The organism is Candidatus Acidianus copahuensis, from assembly GCF_000632495.1.
Taxonomy (GTDB): domain Archaea; phylum Thermoproteota; class Thermoprotei_A; order Sulfolobales; family Sulfolobaceae; genus Acidianus; species Acidianus copahuensis.
The window spans coordinates 131629-149187 of the sequence record NZ_JFZT01000039.1; the positions used below are offsets into that span (position 1 = coordinate 131629).

A 17559-nucleotide genomic window follows, 5' to 3' on the forward strand; every position below is an offset into this window, starting at 1 on the left:
GAGCGACTGGTGAGCTATACTCCCATGGACTGAACTTGTATTTCCACCTTTTCTGTTTGTGAATTGACGTATTCAATCGAGGTTATTTTTAATGTTTTTTTCAGGTCAACCTCTACCTTTTTTACACTATCTAGTAAGTCTTGGTTACCATAAAGTTTTACCGACACAGGAACCACAATAGAGATCTTATTATCTATCTTTGCCCTTCTAACCATGGAATTAAATTTCTTTATATTATCCCCAAGAATTACTGCATTATTATCTATCTCTATATCATCAACCGTAGGAAAATTCTCTACGAGAATTGTCATCTTTTCACCAAATAGCCTAGAGTAAATTTCTTCTGTAATATGAGGAGCAACTGGATGTAGAATCAGGACAACATCCCTTAGTACTCTTTTCAAAGTATATATTGCTGCCTTATCTTCTTGGAAGAGTCTATGCTTTATTAACTCTAGGTACTCATCGGCAACTATCTCCCAAAAGTAGCTATATAATTCTTGATTTATTACATAAAAATCAAAGGAATTATATGCATCTATACATTTCTTTACAAATTCCTTATGCTTAGCAAGAACCCATTTATCTAGAAGATTTAACGTTTCAGGCTTTTCAGAACTTTTACCTACAATAAATGGATAAGCTAGTCTACTTGCATTCCATAGCTTCTGTAAGAGAAGTTTTTTACCCTTAACTGAATCCCATTTAAACGGCGTGTCCTCTCCTATTGATGCATCTAGCAGGCTCATCCTTACTGCATCGGCTCCGAACTCATCTATTCTGTCCAAAGGAGATACTACATTACCCTTACTTTTACTCATTCTGCTCCCATCAGGTCCTAAAACTTGTCCATTAACAAGGACGTTAGTGAAAGGCACATCATTGGTAAGCATTAAGGTTCTAAAGAAAGTATAGAAGAGCCACGTTCGAATTATATCAGTGCCTTGCAATCTTAGAGATGCTGGGAAAGTTTTTGAGAACCGTTCTTTATCACTGTAAAATCCAGTAAGGTATAATACTGTTATGCTTGAATCTATCCACACATCAGCTACATCGCTGATTGGCCTAAGTTCTAGTCCACATTGTGGGCATCTATCCACTGGAGGCTTTGAATTAGTAGGATCAACAGGTAAGTCTTCAGGTTTTGCTGGAATTAAATGTCCGTTGTCACAATACCAGAAAGGTAAAGGAGTACCGTAAATTCTTTGTCTGCTTATATTCCAGTCCCACTCTAGGCTTTTTATCCAATCCTCTAGATAGTATCTCATTCTTTCTGGTTTAAACTTCATTTTCTTTGAATACTCAATTAGCTTTTCCTTAAAGGGCAGGACAGTTATGTAAAGTTGTTTCTTAGTTAAGAACTCTATTGGGGATAGACAATCACTTCTCTCAGTATGAGAAATAACGTTATGTTTAATCTTTTCTACCTTCCTTAAGTAGCCTTTTTCCTTTAGTATTTCTATCATCCTTTTTTTAGCTTCCTCTATTTTTAGACCATCTAATATCCCTGTGCCTTTCATTTTACCCTTGTTATCTATCAGTTCCGTTGAAGGTAAATTGTACTTAAGCTTCCACTTTATATCCTGTGGGTCACCGTATGTACTAATCATTACTGCACCGGTCCCGAAACTTCTCTCTACTGCATCATCAGCTATAATTTTTACTTCCTTATTAAATATGGGAACAATTGCTATTTTTCCTACGAGGTCCTTATATCTATCATCCTCTGGATTAACAGCTATCGCTTGTGTAGCAGCTAGAAGTTCGGGTCTAGTGGTCGCGATTAGGATTTCCCCTCCCTGTTTTAAAGGGAAGGAAATATAGGCTAGAATACCTTCCTTTTCAAGGTATCCTACTTCGCTCTGAGCTACTGCAGTTTCACATTTTGGGCACCAGTATACAGGTCCTTCAGTCATTTTTACTAGACCTTGATTGAACATGTCAATTAGACTTCTCTGTATAGTTATTCTATATTCCCTTTCGAACGTTTTATACTCGAATTCTTCCCAGTCAGGTCTATATCCAAGCCTTATCATTACAGTTTTCATCCTAGTAATCATGTCGTTTGTCCATTCTATGCACTTCTTTAGAAAGAGTTCTCTATTCTCTTTTGGTACTTTGAGTCTGTACTGAACTTTAAGTTCAGTTGGTAAACCTTGAGTGTCCCAGCCCTGTGGGTGAAGAACATCATATCCTTGCATTCTCTTGGATCTGCTTATTGTATCAGCTATAGTTATCCAGTAAGCTTGACCCATATGAAGTTCTCCACTAGTAAAAGGAGGAGGTGTATCTATAACGTAAACAGGTCTTCCGTCTCCTCTGAACTTGATTGCCTTTTCCCAATAATCCTCAGAAAGCCATACCTTTTGCCATTTTTCCTCAATTTCTTTAGGAGAATAATGCTTAGGCCACTCATTCATTTTATTTGTTACGTATTCTTGACTTAACAATAACTGCCCACCACTACGAAAGTTGTTAAGGTAAATAAAGCAAAGGCTCTTTTATAGTTTTCTTCGAGGTATTATATATGGCAAAGATCGCCGTAGTTGGCGGTGGAGTTAGCGGTTCTCTGTTTGCGCTAATTATGCAAAACAAAGGGCATGATGTTACACTTTATGATATAAAAGACAATTATTTTAAGCCGTGTGGAGACGTCGTGCCTAACGTCTATTCTCCTCCATTTCCATGGTCTGTTAAGTTTCGGATTAAGAACTTTGCCTTTTACTTAGATGGTAAAAGAGTATATGATGTTTCCTATAGAACTACTAAGTGGATAAGTATAGATAAGTCTGGCTGGATCAATTCCATGAGACGAGAAATCAAAAATCAAGTTATTGGAAACGTAAAGCCTGGAAATGATTATGACTATGTTATTGATGCAAAGGGGCCTTATGATATGGATAGGGATGTTGTATATACCACAAGAGCCATGATAAGAGTCGAGGATTTTAATGATGAGGCTATATTAGAGTTTGATAGCAGATACACTGGTTTTTATTGGATATTTCCTGACTCAGAAAACGTATATAACGTAGGAGCAGGTTTTCTTGAAAATAAGAATTCTAAAGCTCTATTAATGGATTACTTGGCAAAAAAGTTTAGATCATTTAGTCTTGAAGATGTAAGGGGAGCTCCAATTTCAATAGGAAAGGCCGGGAATAAATCGTGGAGAATTGGTGAGTCTAGAGGGTTAGTCTTTCCAATGAGTGGAGAGGGAATAAGGCCATCCTCAATATCCGCAGAAATAGCTGCAAAAGCTATAGATAGGGAAAAAGACTTCAATTCCTATATGTCAAAAAACTTGGAGACAATTGAAAGAAGGATTGAAATTCAAAGGACTCTGCTGAATATTTACGTGCGAACAAAACTGCCTTTACGCAGAATGCTTTTCAATACCTTCTTTAAGAATGATATTTTAATTGATTCGTTTCTTGAGGATAAACTAGATATTAATGGAATATCTGAATCGCTGAGGTTGATAAAGGATGGTGGAATTATACGTTGAGAATTCTAAGAGTAAATCTGGAAAACATGCAATAAGGACAATAATCTATAAAGTTGATGACAGACCCATGGAGCTTAAACCATCAGGAAAAAGTGTTATCTCTACCTACAAATTTGGTCAGGCCGAAATGGTCACCATAAAAGATAAGGGAACTATTGTTTACATTAGACTAGTCAAGAATATCAAGAATCGTGTAACAGGTAGAATAGTTGTTATAAATAATGACAATACTGTTTTAACATTAAAATATAGGAAAATGAAGCTAAAGAGAACATCAGGAGATCCTTCATTTTACGATAAGGTAAAGGCAGTATTCGATTTATTAAAGGTGCCAGTAAAAAGAGTTAACTTGAAGTGAATATGTTTTCGTTAACTCTTAATATTTTAGAAGATCCACAAAGGATAAGGGATATATTTCTTAACATGAACACTGTTCTTTCTGATATCTGTTCTCCGGAAAGAATAGGAGCCTCTTATGTATGTTCTCCATCTGAGACTTGTTTGATAACTATATCGCTGGTTGAAGAAATGCCTAAGTTCTCGATTTACGTAAAGCTTGAGAGTGAAAGAGCAGGAGAACTAATGGAATTAATAAGGAAAATAAACTCCAAATTTAAAAATAACGGTATTCACGCTACCTTGCTAACCTCTTCTAAGATTTCTTTATAGAGAATTTCTGCATCATTTTGACCTTCTATCTTTTTATAGAGTTTTATAATTCCGTTACAGATATAATTCCCTAAAGTCGTATTACATACCGTTAATTTTACAATTTTACCGAAAGAAAGTGGAAAGTCAACATCTATATGTGTCATTACTTGTGTTGAATACTTTGTTGTCTTTATCTGAAGATCTACAACTGCTATATTCTCCTGGTCTAGTATAATTATAAAAGATCCATTTAAAAAATATCTTGATATCATATAGCAGTTACCAATTCTGTTCCACAGTATGGGCATTTGCCCTTTAATGTTCTCTTATCTGCCTCACAGAAGTAAGCGTTATATTTTTTCTCGCATTTAGGACACTTATATACGACTTCAATACCAACTGTTAACGTTGTAGCACAAATTCTACACTTTACTTGAAACCAACCTAAATGACCGTAAGCCTCACTACCTTTTGCCTTTAGACTCATATTCCTCTTCTATCCCATTTCTATTCTCGTATAAATTTTTTCCTAACTTATTTAACGTCCTAGTTCATAATCTTAACAAGGATAACGCGTAAACTCCATGCTATAATAGTATAACCTTTATAGTGAAGGTTAGAAAGGTATATTAATATTTTACTAATAATACTTAATTTTTAAATAGGTGAAATCCTTGTCCTAAAACTATTAATGGAAGTTAGGGTTAAATTTATTCCCAGCTTATAATACTACTGGGTTCTACTTTAAAGACCAATATGAGCATTTAATAATCGCAAAGTTAAAGTAGATACTGATGAAAGCATTAGTTGAGTATTATGAGCCATTAACTATTAAAGTAGGACAAGTTGATCTTTTAGCCTTAAAAAAAATTCAAGAAGAAGAGAAAGATATTGAAGACACAAAGGCTGATGATATTTTCAGTGAGAGAAAAGTAACTATAGTAAAGGCAAAAGATAATGTATCAATTAACTCAAAGTTAGACGTAATGTATAAGTTTCCCTTTCCAGTAAAAGTGTATCGAATAGGCTTGCCTAAAATTGAAGGGAATGATGTCAAGATTGAGTATACACCTGTTGTAATAGATTATCCAATAATAGGTGTTAACTTATTTCTTTCTAAGGAAGTTCCATTTATCTTATTAGACGCAGACGATGGAACACATATAATTTCTGAGTCCAACTTAAAGGAAATGACTGCTATTGTAGAGAAAAACAAGAATAAAGAGAAGATTAAAGTTAAGAAGAAACGTGCTAAGAGATCTAGTAAAAAACGTAAAATTAAGGGCAAGAGTTCTAGAAAGGGCAGACGAGTTTAATCTAAATAGAATAGCGGGAGAAGATGTATGGTTTAGGGAACTTCTCCTCTGTATTTTGACAGCTAATTCATCTTTTATAGGTGCTTATCAAGCTCTTCAAACAATAATTGGAGATGTCCTTTACCTTGATGAAGAGAGAATTTCTAGAGCTCTTCAACATTCAGGATATAGATTTTATAGGCTAAAGGCAAAATACATTTTTAACGCTGTAAGATATTACGGGAAGATTAGAGCTACGATTTTCCCTATTGCAGAAAAAGATCAATTAGAGGCTAGAGAACATCTCCTTGAGCTTAAAGGTATAGGAATGAAAGAGGCAAGTCACTTCTTAAGAAATGTTGGGTATTTTGATCTAGCAATTATTGATAGACATATCCTGAATTTTATTTCCTATTATATAAATTTACCTAATTCACTAACAAAACGAAAATATATTTATCTAGAGTCTGTATTGAGATCGATTTCAAAGAGTTTTAATATAGAAGTCGGTTTACTTGATTTGTTTATATGGTATGAGGAAACAAAAATGATAGTAAAATAAAATAAAATATATTAACCCCAGTTATAGTTTTTTATATGGTTAAAATGATGAATACAACGGGGATAAAACGCGAGTTCTATGTGTATTCTCCTCTTATGTTAGTCTTTTCTTCTTTCTCTACTGTTTATTCCCTTTATTCATCATCATGTTCATCATGGTAATTTAAAATTCTCTCTTGTGGTGAGATTTATGCAAGGAGTAAAGGATATGTATTCTATGTCTAAAGAAAATGTAAAAATATTGATAACAGATCCAATTCACGAGTATATGCTGAAAACTCTTAGATCTCATGGTCTTAATGTAGATTATAGACCTAATATATCCAGGGAAGAATTGTTAGATATAATTGAAAGCTATAACGTCATAGTTGTTAGGAGCAGAACTAGAGTAGACAATCAGCTTATAGAGAAAGGAAAGAACCTCAAGATTATAGCAAGAGCAGGTATAGGATTAGATAACGTTGATGTCGATATTGCGTCTAGAAAAGGGATCAAGATCGTATATGCTCCTGGTGCATCTACAGATTCTGCAGTAGAGTTAACTATAGGCCTCATGGTTGCTGGGGCAAGGAAAATGTATACTTCTATGAACTTCGCTAAGTCTTCCATATTTAAGAAACTGGAAGGCATAGAGCTTTCAGGGAAAACTTTAGGAGTTATAGGCTTCGGAAGAATTGGTACAAAAGTTGCATTAATAGCTAAGACAATGGGTATGAAACCCTTGGCTTACGACGTAATGGATGTCAGGGAGCGTGCAGAGAGCGTAGGGGCAAAACAAGTACCGTTAGACCAGCTCTTAAAAGAATCGGATGTTATAGCTATTCATGTAACGGTTGGAAATAATGCTAAACCGATATTAGATGATAGGGCTTTCGAAATTATGAAAAATAACGTCTTGATAGTTAATACTAGTAGGGCTGTAGCTGTTGATGGAAAGGCTCTATTAAAGTACATAAATGCAGGCAAAGTCTATGCTTATGCTACTGATGTATTCTGGCATGAACCTCCAAAGGAGGAGTGGGAAATGGAATTGCTAAAGCATGAACGTGTGGTTATAACTACACACATAGGTGCGCAAACTACTGAGGCCCAATATAGAGTTGCTGTAACTACAACAGAAAATATTATTTCTGCATTGAAAGAATTAGGTGTTAATATTTGATATTAATTCCAGGTCCTGTAAATGTTCCCAAGAGTGTAATGTATGAAGCTACAAAAGTAGTAAATCATAGATCTGATCGTTTTAGAGAAGTAGTTAAATCCTTAGAAGGACTAATGAATGAACATTTTGATTCCTCAAGGACAGCTTTGTTAACAGGTTCTGGGACATTGGCAGTTGAAACAATGGTTTTCTCTTTGCTTAAGGAAAAAGAGAAAGTAGTAGTATTAACTTATGGAGAGTTTAGCGAAAGATTATTGGATTCAGTAATGAGAAGAAAGGCTAATCCTGTAGTCTTTAGGAAAGACTATGGGGAATTATTCACGTTAGATGAGGTGAAACAGATAATAGAACGGGAAAAAGATGCTGATGCCGTTGCACTAGTTCATAATGAAACAAGTACTGGTGTTGCATTTAGAAATCTGAACGAAGTAGCAAAGGTAGTTAAGGGAAGTGGAAAGAAATTTCTAGTAGATTCAGTATCAGGTTTTGGCGCATATGAGTTATATGTTAATAGATGGGGAATTGACGCTGTGGCTACTGGTAGTCAGAAAGCCTTAGCTTCTGTACCTGGAATTGGATTCGTGGGAGTATCAGATGAGGCATTAGGTGAGATAAATGATGATGTACCTAACTATTTAAGTTTAAACAATAGTCTGAAGTTTCAGGATAAGGGGGAAACGCCATTTACTCCAGCTACTGGTGTTTTTTATGCTTCTCTTAAAGCTGCAGAAATACTAAAGGCAGAAGGAATTGAAAGAAGATGGAGAAGACATGAGAAGTGTGCGTATTTCTTAAGAGACTCATTAAAGAAGGCTGAATTCTCTCTATTAGGTAATGATACAAACTTTTCTAACACAGTTGTTGCTGGCTTTTCTCCTATAGATCCTGGGACTCTTATAAATGAGCTAGGGAAAAGAGGTATAGAAATATCTGGAGGAATGGGAAAATTGAAGGGTAAAATAGTAAGGATTGGGATACTAGGCGTAGTAGATGATAGAGCAGTTAGTAGGCTTTTAGTAACGCTTTCAGATATTTTGAGAAAGGATCTAGTTTCAGTTGCACCGCCTGAGTGTAAACTCCCTGATTTTCTAAGGTCTGATGTAGAGTGGTAAAGTAATTTTTATTTTTGAGAAAAACGTCTAATATTTAAGCTTAAACTATTTGTCTAAAGGACTTCAAATCTCAATAGGTTAAGTTTAATTATTAACTACTTCTATACCATATGCATGTCTGAGCTTAGTGATAGACCCAACGGGAATTATATCTTGAGTTGGAGAAGGAGATTAACTATTTACGAGAAAGCAAGGATAATAAGTGCTAGAACGCTCCAGTTAGCTATGGGAGCAGTACCATTAATAGACATGAATAGTTTAAGTAAGGACGTTACGTCAATGGAAATTGCAGAAGAGGAGTTAAAGAGAGGTATTCTCCCAATAACTATTAGGCGTAGATTTCCAGATGGAGGATATGATATAGTTTCAATTAAAGATATAAGCGGTGAGTGAGCATATCCTGCTCACCAAAAGATTACACATTATTAATAGCTGAAAAACCTAAGGCTGCTAAGAAGATAGTTGAGGCTTTTTCTAAATATCAGCAATGTAATAAAGGAAAGGCTTATTATTGGATTGTAAGATGGAACGGTTCTCCTGTAGTTATCGCCTCAGCAGTTGGACATTTATTTGATTTAAATGGGAAATCTGGTTTCCCCGTATTTGAGGCAGAATGGAGACCAATTTACGAGATAAACAAGAAGGCTTACTACACTAAAAAGTACTATGACTTACTTCGATGGCTTAGCTCAAATGCAAAACAATTTATTAATGCCTGTGATTACGATATCGAAGGTTCTGTTATAGGTTATATGATAATTAAGACTTTTGGAGATTTAAGGAAAGCGAAGAGAATGAAGTACTCAACGTTGACCAAGCAAGAAATAATAACTGCCATAGGCGATCTTCAGCCACTAGATATATATATGGTAGAAGCAGGTATAGCCAGACATCTTGTAGATTGGATTTGGGGAATAAATGTAAGTAGAGCACTTATGAAAGCCGTTAAATCAGCTACATCTAAAAGAATTATATTAAGCGCGGGAAGAGTTCAGTCTCCTTCATTAATTCAAATTATCAAAAATGACATTGATAGGTCTCTTTTTGTCCCATTACCTTATTTTAAGATAAGAGTAAAATTAGACCTAGGTAAGGAAATATATGCCTATTTAGATCAAGACTTTGAGAATAAAGAAGAGGCTAAGAGTGTAGCTAGAAGGATTAAGAAAGAAGAACTCAAGGTAGAAGAGGTAAAGCAAGCAGATGTTAGGATACCTAGACCTGTACCATTTAATTTAGGCGATTTACAAGTAGAATCAGGAAGATTCTTTGGTTTCTCTCCATATAAGACAGAAAGACTCGCAGAAGAATTATACCTTAATGGAATGATAAGCTATCCAAGGACAAATAGTCAGAAGATTCCGCCAAGTATAAATGTAGGGGAAATAATTAGGGGCTTAAGAGAAGGGCCACTAAAGAAATATGTTCAAGTTTTTGACTCTATTGTGGCAGAAGGACCTAGGATTAGGCAAGGGCAAAGAGACGATCCAGCTCATCCAGCAATATATCCTACAGGTTATTTTACAAGAGTATCAAAGGATGCATATAGGCTTTATGATTTAATAGTGAGGAGATTTCTAGCTTCTGCCTCCTTAGATGCTATTGTAAGAAAACAGGACATTCTGCTCAGATTCGCTAATGGTTATACTCTCTCGGTGGGTGTACAATCGGTAATAGAAAAAGGGTGGACTTTAATATATCCTAGAGATCTCAAGTCAGAAGATCTCTTTAATGTAAAAAAAGGCGATAAAGTAGGCGTATTAGGTGTGAATGTAGTAATGTATACAACAAAGCCATCTGTAGGTCTTTCTAGAATTAGTCTACTAAAATGGATGGAAGAATCGAAAATAGGTACTGAAGCCACTCGTGGAAAAATTATTGAAACACTTTTCTTAAGGAAATATGTTAAGCTAAAAGGAGGCTATATAATCCCTACAACTCTTGGTTTAACAGTGGGGGAGGTTTTAGATTACTACTTTAGAGATCTGACTAGCGTAAAAATGACTTCAGAGATGGAGAGTGAGTTAGAACTTATTAAATATGGAAAGAAAAATAAGGACGATGTTATAAAAGAGGTAAAGGAAAGGATCTCAAAGCAAGTAGAAGGATTTGCAGAAAAAGAAGTTGGAGAAAAAATAGCTAAGGGACTGGGATTAATACAATATAAAAAATGCGCTTACTGCGATCTAGAGGTAGAGAAAGATGGGCTATGTAAATATCATAGAATGGCGTTAGCGCAACTAGAGAAGATAAAGATTATATGGGAAGATAGATCAGCTATAAGCGAAGAAGAGGCTATAAAAAGAATTGCTAAACTTAAGACTACGGGCAAACTAATAAAAGATATAATTGAGAATAAATGGAAAGATGATGTGAGACATGCTCGCTGAACAGTGAAGAGCACTGAGGTATCTGACTACAGGGCTTTGAATTTCTCAGTCCATGCATCATAGGCCTTTAATAACTCTTGATTAACGCTAGGCTTTCTCATCCTTATAACTTCTTGAAATACGTCAAAAGTAATAGATCTAGGTTCATTTAAATTCTTCTCGAACATTTCCTTTACCACTCTCATATGTGCGGATTGCACTATATCCCTTATGTCACTTGCTGTGTATCCTTCTGTAGTGTTTGCCAGATCTTCAAGCTTAACGTCAGATATTTTAACCTTCTCAGTGTAATGCTTGAAAAGTGCTATGCGTTGTTGAAAGTCAGGTAGCTTTACGTATATCCTTTTCTGGAATCTCCTGAGAAATGGTTCATCTAATCTCCATGGCTTATTCGTAGCTCCTATCACATAAACCTTTGCCATCTCATTCTTATCCATAATACCGTCCATTTCTTTTAGGAATTGGTTTCTCACTCTCGCTTCTCCACCTACTTCAGAGGAATATGTTCCAAGAAGAGCATCTAACTCATCAATGAATATTATTGCTGGTTTTCCATCTTTCTTTGAATATTCCCTAGCCGTTCTAAAGACCTTTGCCACATTTTTCTCACCTTCTCCTAACCACTTTGACATAATCGATGCAGCGTCAACGTGAATAAAATACGAGTCGATCTCATTTGCTACTGCTGCCGCTATCATAGTTTTCCCGCATCCAGGAGGACCATATAGGAGTATACCTCTAGGCCATCCAAGAGGAAATAGATCAGGTCTTTTTGAAGGATAAATTATTGCTTCTTTTAGAGCCTCTTTAACATCGTTTAAGCCTACAATTTCGCAGAACTTCACCTTCGGCTTTTCCTTCATGATCATATCATCTGATATATTATCTTCCTTTTCTTCTGGAGTTTGCGGGAGCATCCTATCTAGTGTTTCTATCCTTTTTTTGTATTCCTCTATCATTTGTTCATAGGCTTGTCTAGTAGGCGCATTAGGATATAACGCAACTATTTGAACTAAGACGTCTATTGCTTTACGGTAAAAACTTATTGCTTCATCCTTTTTCCCCTCCTTATCTGCCTTTACAGCTGTTATAGCGTATTTTCTGGCCATTTCTTCAAGGACTATAGGCGCGCTCAATTTTTTATCCCTCTATGCTGATTAAGCCTTTGTTCTCTAAATTTCGTAGAGCATTAAGTACATCATCTTTTTCTACGCCGTACATCCTTGTTATGTAATCTAGGTCTAAGAAACCACCTGTTCTGTTTATATAATCTAAGAGAATGTTTTCGTCAAGCTTTACTTCCAATTTTACACTAGTCTGTATTGTATTCTTTGGAGGATGAGGAAGATCAGGTAACTCTTTAACTTTACTTTCTGCAGTTCTCTGTGCCTCTTCCATAATTTTCTTAGCCTGTTCATCGATAACTGCTGGTACTATTGACTTGTCGTTAAGGACTCCCGTTTCTATTGCGATATTATTAACACTACTAGTTATAGACTCAAGCGCCATAGCTACTTCAGGAGCTATTCCCTTTAATTGGGGCTTTATCTCTTCAAGAATCTTTTGTACAGGGAATAACACTAAGGATAGCCCTTGAAGTTCTTGAACAGTATCTAACTTTAGTCTAACTTTTTCTATCGCTAGGAATGCTGTATAAATAATCTTAATCATTTTCCTTATGTCAGATATTTCTTGGGCGTAAATTGTAGCTCTAGCAGTATCTCCGTCAATTTGAGTTCTTACTACCTTTTCAAAGAGCTCCTTATCCCTTTCTTTAAGCCTATGAATTGCTTCTTCAAGCTTAGTCTGCTGATCCTTCAGCTTTAGGGATATCTCAGTTAGAAGCCTCCCGAGCTGGACCCTCTTCTTCTTGTCAGAATTAAACCTAGAAATTAAAGGTAACTTATCAAACATCCTATTTCACTGAATTGGTCAAAGAGTATTTATTACCTTTACCGGTATTGGGACTGGTATGTCCGACTTTTCTGGAACGTTCTTACTGTCCTGTGAACTAGAATTACTGATGGGACTTGGAGTTTTTAAGTCCATCCCTTCCTTATCTAGTAAATCTAATTTATCTAATGTTTTCCTTATATCATCCTTTTCTGCAGAATAACCATCTTTTGCTTGTCTCAGAACCTCAATTGAACCCTTATAAGCATTTTCACTCATTTCATTAGCTATATAACTCATTTTCACTGATATCATAGCCTTATCTACTTGAGCTAGCTGATCCTCCACTTCGTTAAGCCTCTGTTTTAACATTGATTTGACCTTACTATAATTATCTCTAATTTTGAGCATTTCTGAATCTAGCTTTCTCTTCATATCGTCGTAATTAGATTTAGGTATTTCTTGCTTACTGTATAGTTCTTCAAGAGCTCTCTGCCTTTTCCTTACTTTTTCCATAAGGAGTACAGACTTAATAGCCTCTGCCTTCCACTCAGGAAGCACATATACTGTTTCAGAATCAACCTTGATCCTGGAAGGATCTATTGTGCTAAAATTCGAACCCTGAGCAATCTCAATACCAGTAACAGTTCCATCTATTTCTGTATATACGTGAATTAAGTATCCAAAGTCTCTGCCATATGGATCCTTTACTTTCTGTCCAATGTATTTCATTATTATTTCGGATGATACTACCATGGGTAATACTCCTCAGAATGTAGAGTTCTTTGGAATAATTTAAAAGGATTGAGGCTCCTCAGTAATGTTTTTCTTCACAATTCAGCGCTTTTAACCCTCATCATGGGAATTGGAAAAATATTGTGTTATAATGCATAAATACCTTTATGATACGAGTTAAGTATTGATGGCATTAAACGAATTCCTAAACACTACATCGCAAATATTTAGCCATTTCCATATGCAAGCCAATACAATCTCAGACGTATTACTAATTGCAGGATTTGTGATAATTTTAGTAGTCTTGGTATCAGCAATAGGTTATGGTATGTTTAAGGCATTTAAGGCGTTACCTTCAATGTCAACTAGGCAGTTCATCTTATTCCTTGTTATGTTGGCTATAGCGATGATAATTATAGGCATAATATTACCTTAATGAAGGAATCTTCCCCTATAGCTTAAGTTATATATATTTTCTATTTCTAGTAATCTATTATACTTCGAAGTTCTTTCTCCTCTTGATGGAGCTCCGGTTTTAATAAAATCACTATTTAGCCCAACAGCTAAATCTGCTATGAAATTATCCTCAGTTTCTCCGCTTCTATGGCTAACTATTGTCTTTATATTATTTTCTCTTGCAGTATCAAAAAATTCAAATGTTTCCGTAAGTGTTCCTATTTGATTTGGTTTTACTATGACTCCCTTTGTGGAACCTTTCTTTATTCCTTCTTTTAGAGTCTTAACGCTAGTTGTATATAGATCATCTCCTACGACAATAATGTTTTTTAACCGTTGTTGTAGTTTAGAGAAATTATCAAAATCATTTTCATTAAAGGGATCTTCAATATAAATTATCGGATATCTTTGCGTTATATCCTCGTAAAAATCTAACATATTTTCATCGTTTTTCTTTATTCCATCTATTTCATATACATTTTCTTTTATGTTATAAAAATCGCTTGATGCTGCATCCATTCCCATAAAAATTTTTCCGTCATAACCGGAATTTTTTATAGCCGTGTATACCAAGCTTAGAGCATCTTCTGTATTGGACAAAGGAGGAGAAATACCTCCTTCATCCCCTAATGCAGTATATATCTTTCCATATCTTTCTGCAATTAGATTTTTCAGCTCTTTATAGACATCTACTGCTGCAAACAGTGCCTCAGAGAAAGTATCAAAATCGATAGGCACTATTAAGAACTCCTGTATCTTCAGTCCATTTCCAGCATGAAGACCACCATTCAATATGTTTAAAAGAGGAATAGGCATTTCATGTCTTCTATGTCCTCCTATATATTCGAATATTTCCTCTCCTAAAGCCATTGATGCTGTTTTTGCTACAGCTATTGATGTTGCTATCGTGGCATTAGCCCCCAGTCTTGACTTATTGGGTGTTCCGTCCATCGAAATCATTGTTTGATCTATCCCTTCCTGGTTTCTGACATCCATGCCAATTATTCCATATTTAATGAAATTATTTACTGAACTTACTGCAGGTAGCGCTGATCCATTTTTGTCTCTTAACTCTAAAGCTTCTCTACTTCCTTTGGATGCACCTGCAGGTGCATCTCCTGATGCTTCCGCATATTCAGTCTTTACGAAAACTCTTATCGTTCTGTTTCCTCTAGAGTCCAAGATTTCTAATCCTTTTACGTCCGTTATCTCAAAATCTGTCAAATTAATAACCCAAAGAATCTAGAATACCATGATTATAATGTCTATTCCTCCATTGCTTTTCTTGATATACGGAATTTCTAGTCCACTGTATTACACTGCACTTAAAGGAAAACTTAGTAATGAGAGAGGGTTCTGGTCCGTGTGGGTTTCATCGCCATTTCTAATTTCTTACTTTTTCTCTACTATAATATATATCATAGCCCTATCAGTAATTAATATCATTTACATAATATTTCTACCAAAATTATTTAATTACGTGAAAAATGGTTTACTTTTAATTTCCATAGGGATATTATGGGAAATTATTTATAAGCTTTTATAAAAGCTTACCTAAGAATGAGATATGGCAAGGAAGAAACAAAAGGAGATAGACATATGTCCTAATTGTGGCACTAAGGTCGATAAGCCAATCAAAACGTGGAATTTAGTGTCTCCTTTACCCGATTCTCAAGGTAGAATAACAATTACTGTAATGGGTTCATTTGTATGTCCTAACTGTGGATATAAATGGAGAGGAGTGGTTTCAAAAATTAGAGCTGGAGGCTCCACTGTAGAAGTAGAGGGAAAGAAAGGAGTAAAGAAGTTTGGAGATGAGGGAAAAGGAGATGAGGGAAAGAAGGAGGATAAAAAGAAGGACGAAGGAGAGATCATAGAGTTAGATCTGAGTGATTTGGATGAGGAAGAGTGATATTGGAATAATAATATTCATTGTAGCTATTTACATCTTATTCTTTACAAATATAGTAAGTTCAGCAAGCGTAGAAGGAGTTTCTATGTACCCTGTTTTCCAAAACGGTGCGTTGACATTTTATACTTCGCCAGTTAATATAACTTATCATAATATAATTATTTATAAATCCCCTATATATAGGATTTATGTAATTCACAGAGTTATAGCGATAGATGGCACGAATTATATAACCCAAGGAGTTGATAAGATCTCTAATCCTCTTCCAGATAATAGGATTGGGTTAGAACCACCATCCGGCATACCAATTAGTGATGTAGTAGGGAAGGTTGCTGAAGTAGATGGCTATATTATTTCTATACCTTATCTAGGATATTTATCAATAATCTTCTCAAGCATCATTTAAGAAGCTTGATAATGTCCTTTTCTCTAAGTTTTTTCACTCTATATGATGGAGTTATAGTAGCTGGATGGTTAGCCTTAACCTGGTCTAGTCTTCTTATTGAAGTATGTGTAGGAGTCTTCTTAATGTCTTCTGGATTTGCTTTTGCTGTTTTAAGGATTTCATTTAAATTGAACGCAAATTTCTCAATTTCTTCCTTAGGCTCAGTTTCAGTTGGTTCTATCATTAACGCCTCCTTAACAATAGAAGGAAAATAGACTGTAGGAGCATAGAATCCTCTATCTATTAAAGCCTTGGCTATATCGAGCGCAGTTATTCCCCAATCTGTAGCTGGTTCTGCACTGAAAACCACTTCATGTTTTCTATATTTCTGTGGGAAAGGTAAATATAATCCTTCAACATTGCGTAAAAGTGAAACTAGATAATTTGTTGCAAGTGTACTCATTTTTCCGATCATTGATATTCCTTGAGGTCCTAATCCAGCCATATATGTAAAGGCTCTAGCTATATTTCCTACATTGCCATTATACGTAGAAATTCTTCCAATAGAGTTCTTAGGCTTTATGAACACAAATTTATCGCTTTTCTTCCCTACTATAGGATAGGGCAAAAAGTCAACCATTTTACCCTTGGCGCATACAGCTCCAGCTCCAGGTCCTCCACCTCCATGAGGCACAGCAAAAGTCTTATGTAAGTTTACATGAACTATATCGAATCCCATATCACCTGGTCTAGCTACCCCAAGTATACCGTTAAGGTTAGCCCCATCGTAGTATAGAACACCATCTACTGAATGAATATATTTTGCAATTTCTAGAATTTCATCCTCAAAAATACCCAGAGTATTAGGATTTGTTAACATAAAACCGGCTACTTTGTCAGAAACTAATTCTCTAAGCACATTAAGGTTTACTGTGCCCTTATCGTTCGTTTTAACGTAAATTACTTTAAAACCGACCATAGACGCACTTGCTGGATTAGTTCCGTGGGCAGTGTCTGCAACTAACATCTCGTCTCTATTTTTATTGTACTTTCTTATCATAAGTGATCCTGCTAGCTCTCCGGATGCTCCAGCAGGTATTGCAAGGCTACATTCATCCATTCCAGTTGCTTCTGCTAACCAACTCTGTACATAATATAACATTTCCATTGAACCTTGAGTAGTATTTTCATCTTGAAGGGGATGGATATCCTCTGTAACTAAAGAAGCAATTTCCTCAATTTTAGGATTATATTTCATAGTACATGAACCCAATGGCATCATTCCAGAATCTACTCCAAAATTCATTTCCGACAATCTAGTGAAGTGTCTTACAACTTCGAGTTCGCTAAGTTCTGGTAGTTCAGGATCTTGACTACGTCTTAAGCTATTGGGCAACTCAACTTCAACGTCTAATTCTTCCCTGGGTATTAGCATTCCTATCCTTTTCTCTCCCTTTAGCTCGAATATTAATGGTTCGTTCCATTTTGCTTGTTCCCACATA

At 35.5% G+C, this 17559-nt stretch carries 21 protein-coding genes; 13 read left to right on the forward strand and 8 right to left on the reverse strand.

Annotation, left to right across the window (positions count from 1 at the left end; translation table 11 throughout):
• Positions 1 to 14: 14 nt before the first annotated feature.
• Positions 15 to 2420: a valine--tRNA ligase gene (locus CM19_RS05190; RefSeq protein WP_081801214.1), complete on the reverse strand. Its 2406-nt coding sequence runs from the start codon at positions 2418 to 2420 to the stop codon at positions 15 to 17.
• 107 nt (positions 2421 to 2527) lie between these two features.
• Between CM19_RS05190 and CM19_RS05195 the strand changes: the two genes are divergently transcribed.
• Genes CM19_RS05195 through CM19_RS05205 form a run of 3 tightly spaced genes read left to right on the forward strand, consistent with a single transcriptional unit; the run spans position 2528 to position 4174 of the window.
• On the forward strand, positions 2528 to 3505 hold the full coding sequence (locus CM19_RS05195; protein WP_048099379.1) for a geranylgeranyl reductase family protein: 978 nt from the start codon (positions 2528 to 2530) through the stop codon (positions 3503 to 3505).
• Positions 3486 to 3863 (forward strand): hypothetical protein, encoded by a 378-nt coding sequence (locus CM19_RS05200; protein ID WP_081801215.1) that lies wholly within the window; start codon positions 3486 to 3488, stop codon positions 3861 to 3863. The genes CM19_RS05195 and CM19_RS05200 overlap by 20 nt, the downstream gene beginning before the upstream one ends.
• A gap of 2 nt (positions 3864 to 3865) precedes the next feature.
• Positions 3866 to 4174, forward strand: coding sequence for a hypothetical protein (locus CM19_RS05205; RefSeq protein ID WP_048099380.1), 309 nt, complete (start codon positions 3866 to 3868; stop codon positions 4172 to 4174).
• Here CM19_RS05205 and CM19_RS05210 read toward each other — a convergent pair.
• Together CM19_RS05210 and CM19_RS05215 are read right to left on the reverse strand one after the other, a co-directional pair.
• On the reverse strand, positions 4135 to 4428 hold the full coding sequence (locus tag CM19_RS05210) for a hypothetical protein (protein ID WP_048099381.1): 294 nt from the start codon (positions 4426 to 4428) through the stop codon (positions 4135 to 4137). The genes CM19_RS05205 and CM19_RS05210 overlap by 40 nt on opposite strands.
• Positions 4425 to 4643, reverse strand: coding sequence for a hypothetical protein (locus tag CM19_RS05215; RefSeq protein WP_048099382.1), 219 nt, complete (start codon positions 4641 to 4643; stop codon positions 4425 to 4427). Before CM19_RS05215 ends, CM19_RS05210 begins: the two co-directional genes overlap by 4 nt.
• Positions 4644 to 4950: 307 nt before the next feature.
• On the opposite strand from CM19_RS05215, the gene CM19_RS05220 reads away from it, so the two are divergent.
• The 6 genes from CM19_RS05220 to CM19_RS05245 all read left to right on the forward strand — a co-directional run bounded on the left by CM19_RS05220 (position 4951) and on the right by CM19_RS05245 (position 10676).
• The gene (locus tag CM19_RS05220; RefSeq protein WP_048099383.1) at positions 4951 to 5472 is read left to right on the forward strand and encodes a hypothetical protein; all 522 of its coding nucleotides are present in this window, start codon (positions 4951 to 4953) and stop codon (positions 5470 to 5472) included.
• Positions 5405 to 6013 carry an N-glycosylase/DNA lyase gene (locus CM19_RS05225; RefSeq protein ID WP_048099384.1) on the forward strand — a complete coding sequence of 203 codons (609 nt, stop codon included), beginning with the start codon at positions 5405 to 5407 and terminating at the stop codon, positions 6011 to 6013. Before CM19_RS05220 ends, CM19_RS05225 begins: the two co-directional genes overlap by 68 nt.
• Before the next feature lie 189 nt (positions 6014 to 6202).
• Positions 6203 to 7174 (forward strand): D-2-hydroxyacid dehydrogenase, encoded by a 972-nt coding sequence (locus tag CM19_RS05230; protein WP_048099385.1) that lies wholly within the window; start codon positions 6203 to 6205, stop codon positions 7172 to 7174.
• Positions 7171 to 8286 (forward strand): pyridoxal-phosphate-dependent aminotransferase family protein, encoded by a 1116-nt coding sequence (locus CM19_RS05235; protein ID WP_048099386.1) that lies wholly within the window; start codon positions 7171 to 7173, stop codon positions 8284 to 8286. Before CM19_RS05230 ends, CM19_RS05235 begins: the two co-directional genes overlap by 4 nt.
• A gap of 114 nt (positions 8287 to 8400) precedes the next feature.
• Positions 8401 to 8679, forward strand: coding sequence for a DNA-directed RNA polymerase subunit K (locus CM19_RS05240; RefSeq protein ID WP_048099387.1), 279 nt, complete (start codon positions 8401 to 8403; stop codon positions 8677 to 8679).
• Positions 8676 to 10676 (forward strand): DNA topoisomerase I, encoded by a 2001-nt coding sequence (locus CM19_RS05245; RefSeq protein ID WP_235185624.1) that lies wholly within the window; start codon positions 8676 to 8678, stop codon positions 10674 to 10676. The genes CM19_RS05240 and CM19_RS05245 overlap by 4 nt, the downstream gene beginning before the upstream one ends.
• Positions 10677 to 10702: 26 nt before the next feature.
• Here the strand turns inward: CM19_RS05245 and cdvC are convergent, their stop codons facing one another.
• Genes cdvC through cdvA form a run of 3 tightly spaced genes read right to left on the reverse strand, consistent with a single transcriptional unit; the run spans position 10703 to position 13325 of the window.
• Positions 10703 to 11812 carry a cell division protein CdvC gene (cdvC, locus tag CM19_RS05250; protein ID WP_048099388.1) on the reverse strand — a complete coding sequence of 370 codons (1110 nt, stop codon included), beginning with the start codon at positions 11810 to 11812 and terminating at the stop codon, positions 10703 to 10705.
• Positions 11813 to 11816: 4 nt separating this feature from the next.
• Positions 11817 to 12590: a cell division protein CdvB gene (gene cdvB / locus CM19_RS05255; RefSeq protein ID WP_048099389.1), complete on the reverse strand. Its 774-nt coding sequence runs from the start codon at positions 12588 to 12590 to the stop codon at positions 11817 to 11819.
• Between the two features lie 18 nt (positions 12591 to 12608).
• Entirely contained in the window at positions 12609 to 13325 is a 717-nt protein-coding gene (gene cdvA, locus CM19_RS05260; RefSeq protein WP_048099390.1) for a cell division protein CdvA, read from the reverse strand.
• Between the two features lie 163 nt (positions 13326 to 13488).
• Between cdvA and CM19_RS05265 the strand changes: the two genes are divergently transcribed.
• A complete protein-coding gene (locus tag CM19_RS05265) occupies positions 13489 to 13740 on the forward strand; it encodes a hypothetical protein (protein ID WP_150111390.1) in 252 nt (83 codons plus the stop codon).
• Here CM19_RS05265 and eno read toward each other — a convergent pair.
• Positions 13737 to 14984: a phosphopyruvate hydratase gene (gene eno / locus CM19_RS05270; RefSeq protein WP_048099392.1), complete on the reverse strand. Its 1248-nt coding sequence runs from the start codon at positions 14982 to 14984 to the stop codon at positions 13737 to 13739. The genes CM19_RS05265 and eno overlap by 4 nt on opposite strands.
• A gap of 37 nt (positions 14985 to 15021) precedes the next feature.
• Between eno and CM19_RS05275 the strand changes: the two genes are divergently transcribed.
• The 3 genes from CM19_RS05275 to CM19_RS05285 are packed head-to-tail and all read left to right on the forward strand — an operon-like array spanning position 15022 to position 16078.
• A complete protein-coding gene (locus CM19_RS05275; protein ID WP_048099393.1) occupies positions 15022 to 15306 on the forward strand; it encodes a hypothetical protein in 285 nt (94 codons plus the stop codon).
• 21 nt (positions 15307 to 15327) lie between these two features.
• Positions 15328 to 15672 carry a hypothetical protein gene (locus tag CM19_RS05280; protein WP_048099394.1) on the forward strand — a complete coding sequence of 115 codons (345 nt, stop codon included), beginning with the start codon at positions 15328 to 15330 and terminating at the stop codon, positions 15670 to 15672.
• Complete coding sequence (locus tag CM19_RS05285; protein ID WP_048099630.1) at positions 15653 to 16078, forward strand: signal peptidase I; 426 nt, start codon at positions 15653 to 15655, stop codon at positions 16076 to 16078. Before CM19_RS05280 ends, CM19_RS05285 begins: the two co-directional genes overlap by 20 nt.
• Here CM19_RS05285 and gcvPB read toward each other — a convergent pair.
• Positions 16071 to 17558, reverse strand: a complete 1488-nt coding sequence (gene gcvPB / locus CM19_RS05290; RefSeq protein ID WP_048099395.1) for an aminomethyl-transferring glycine dehydrogenase subunit GcvPB — start codon at positions 17556 to 17558, stop codon at positions 16071 to 16073. The genes CM19_RS05285 and gcvPB overlap by 8 nt on opposite strands.
• Between the last annotated feature and the right edge of the window lies 1 nt (position 17559).

Bases quoted from the DNA above. Each gene is read 5' to 3' on its own strand.
- CM19_RS05190 (WP_081801214.1), bottom strand. From the start codon at position 2,420: ATGAATGAGTGGCCTAAGCATTATTCTCCTAAAGAAATTGAGGAAAAA.
- CM19_RS05195 (WP_048099379.1), top strand. From the start codon at position 2,528: ATGGCAAAGATCGCCGTAGTTGGCGGTGGAGTTAGCGGTTCTCTGTTT.
- CM19_RS05200 (WP_081801215.1), top strand. From the start codon at position 3,486: ATGGTGGAATTATACGTTGAGAATTCTAAGAGTAAATCTGGAAAACAT.
- CM19_RS05205 (WP_048099380.1), top strand. From the start codon at position 3,866: ATGTTTTCGTTAACTCTTAATATTTTAGAAGATCCACAAAGGATAAGG.
- CM19_RS05210 (WP_048099381.1), bottom strand. From the start codon at position 4,428: ATGATATCAAGATATTTTTTAAATGGATCTTTTATAATTATACTAGAC.
- CM19_RS05215 (WP_048099382.1), bottom strand. From the start codon at position 4,643: ATGAGTCTAAAGGCAAAAGGTAGTGAGGCTTACGGTCATTTAGGTTGG.
- CM19_RS05220 (WP_048099383.1), top strand. From the start codon at position 4,951: ATGAAAGCATTAGTTGAGTATTATGAGCCATTAACTATTAAAGTAGGA.
- CM19_RS05230 (WP_048099385.1), top strand. From the start codon at position 6,203: ATGCAAGGAGTAAAGGATATGTATTCTATGTCTAAAGAAAATGTAAAA.
- CM19_RS05240 (WP_048099387.1), top strand. From the start codon at position 8,401: ATGTCTGAGCTTAGTGATAGACCCAACGGGAATTATATCTTGAGTTGG.
- cdvB (WP_048099389.1), bottom strand. From the start codon at position 12,590: ATGTTTGATAAGTTACCTTTAATTTCTAGGTTTAATTCTGACAAGAAG.
- cdvA (WP_048099390.1), bottom strand. From the start codon at position 13,325: ATGGTAGTATCATCCGAAATAATAATGAAATACATTGGACAGAAAGTA.
- CM19_RS05275 (WP_048099393.1), top strand. From the start codon at position 15,022: ATGTCTATTCCTCCATTGCTTTTCTTGATATACGGAATTTCTAGTCCA.
- CM19_RS05280 (WP_048099394.1), top strand. From the start codon at position 15,328: ATGGCAAGGAAGAAACAAAAGGAGATAGACATATGTCCTAATTGTGGC.
- gcvPB (WP_048099395.1), bottom strand. From the start codon at position 17,558: ATGTGGGAACAAGCAAAATGGAACGAACCATTAATATTCGAGCTAAAG.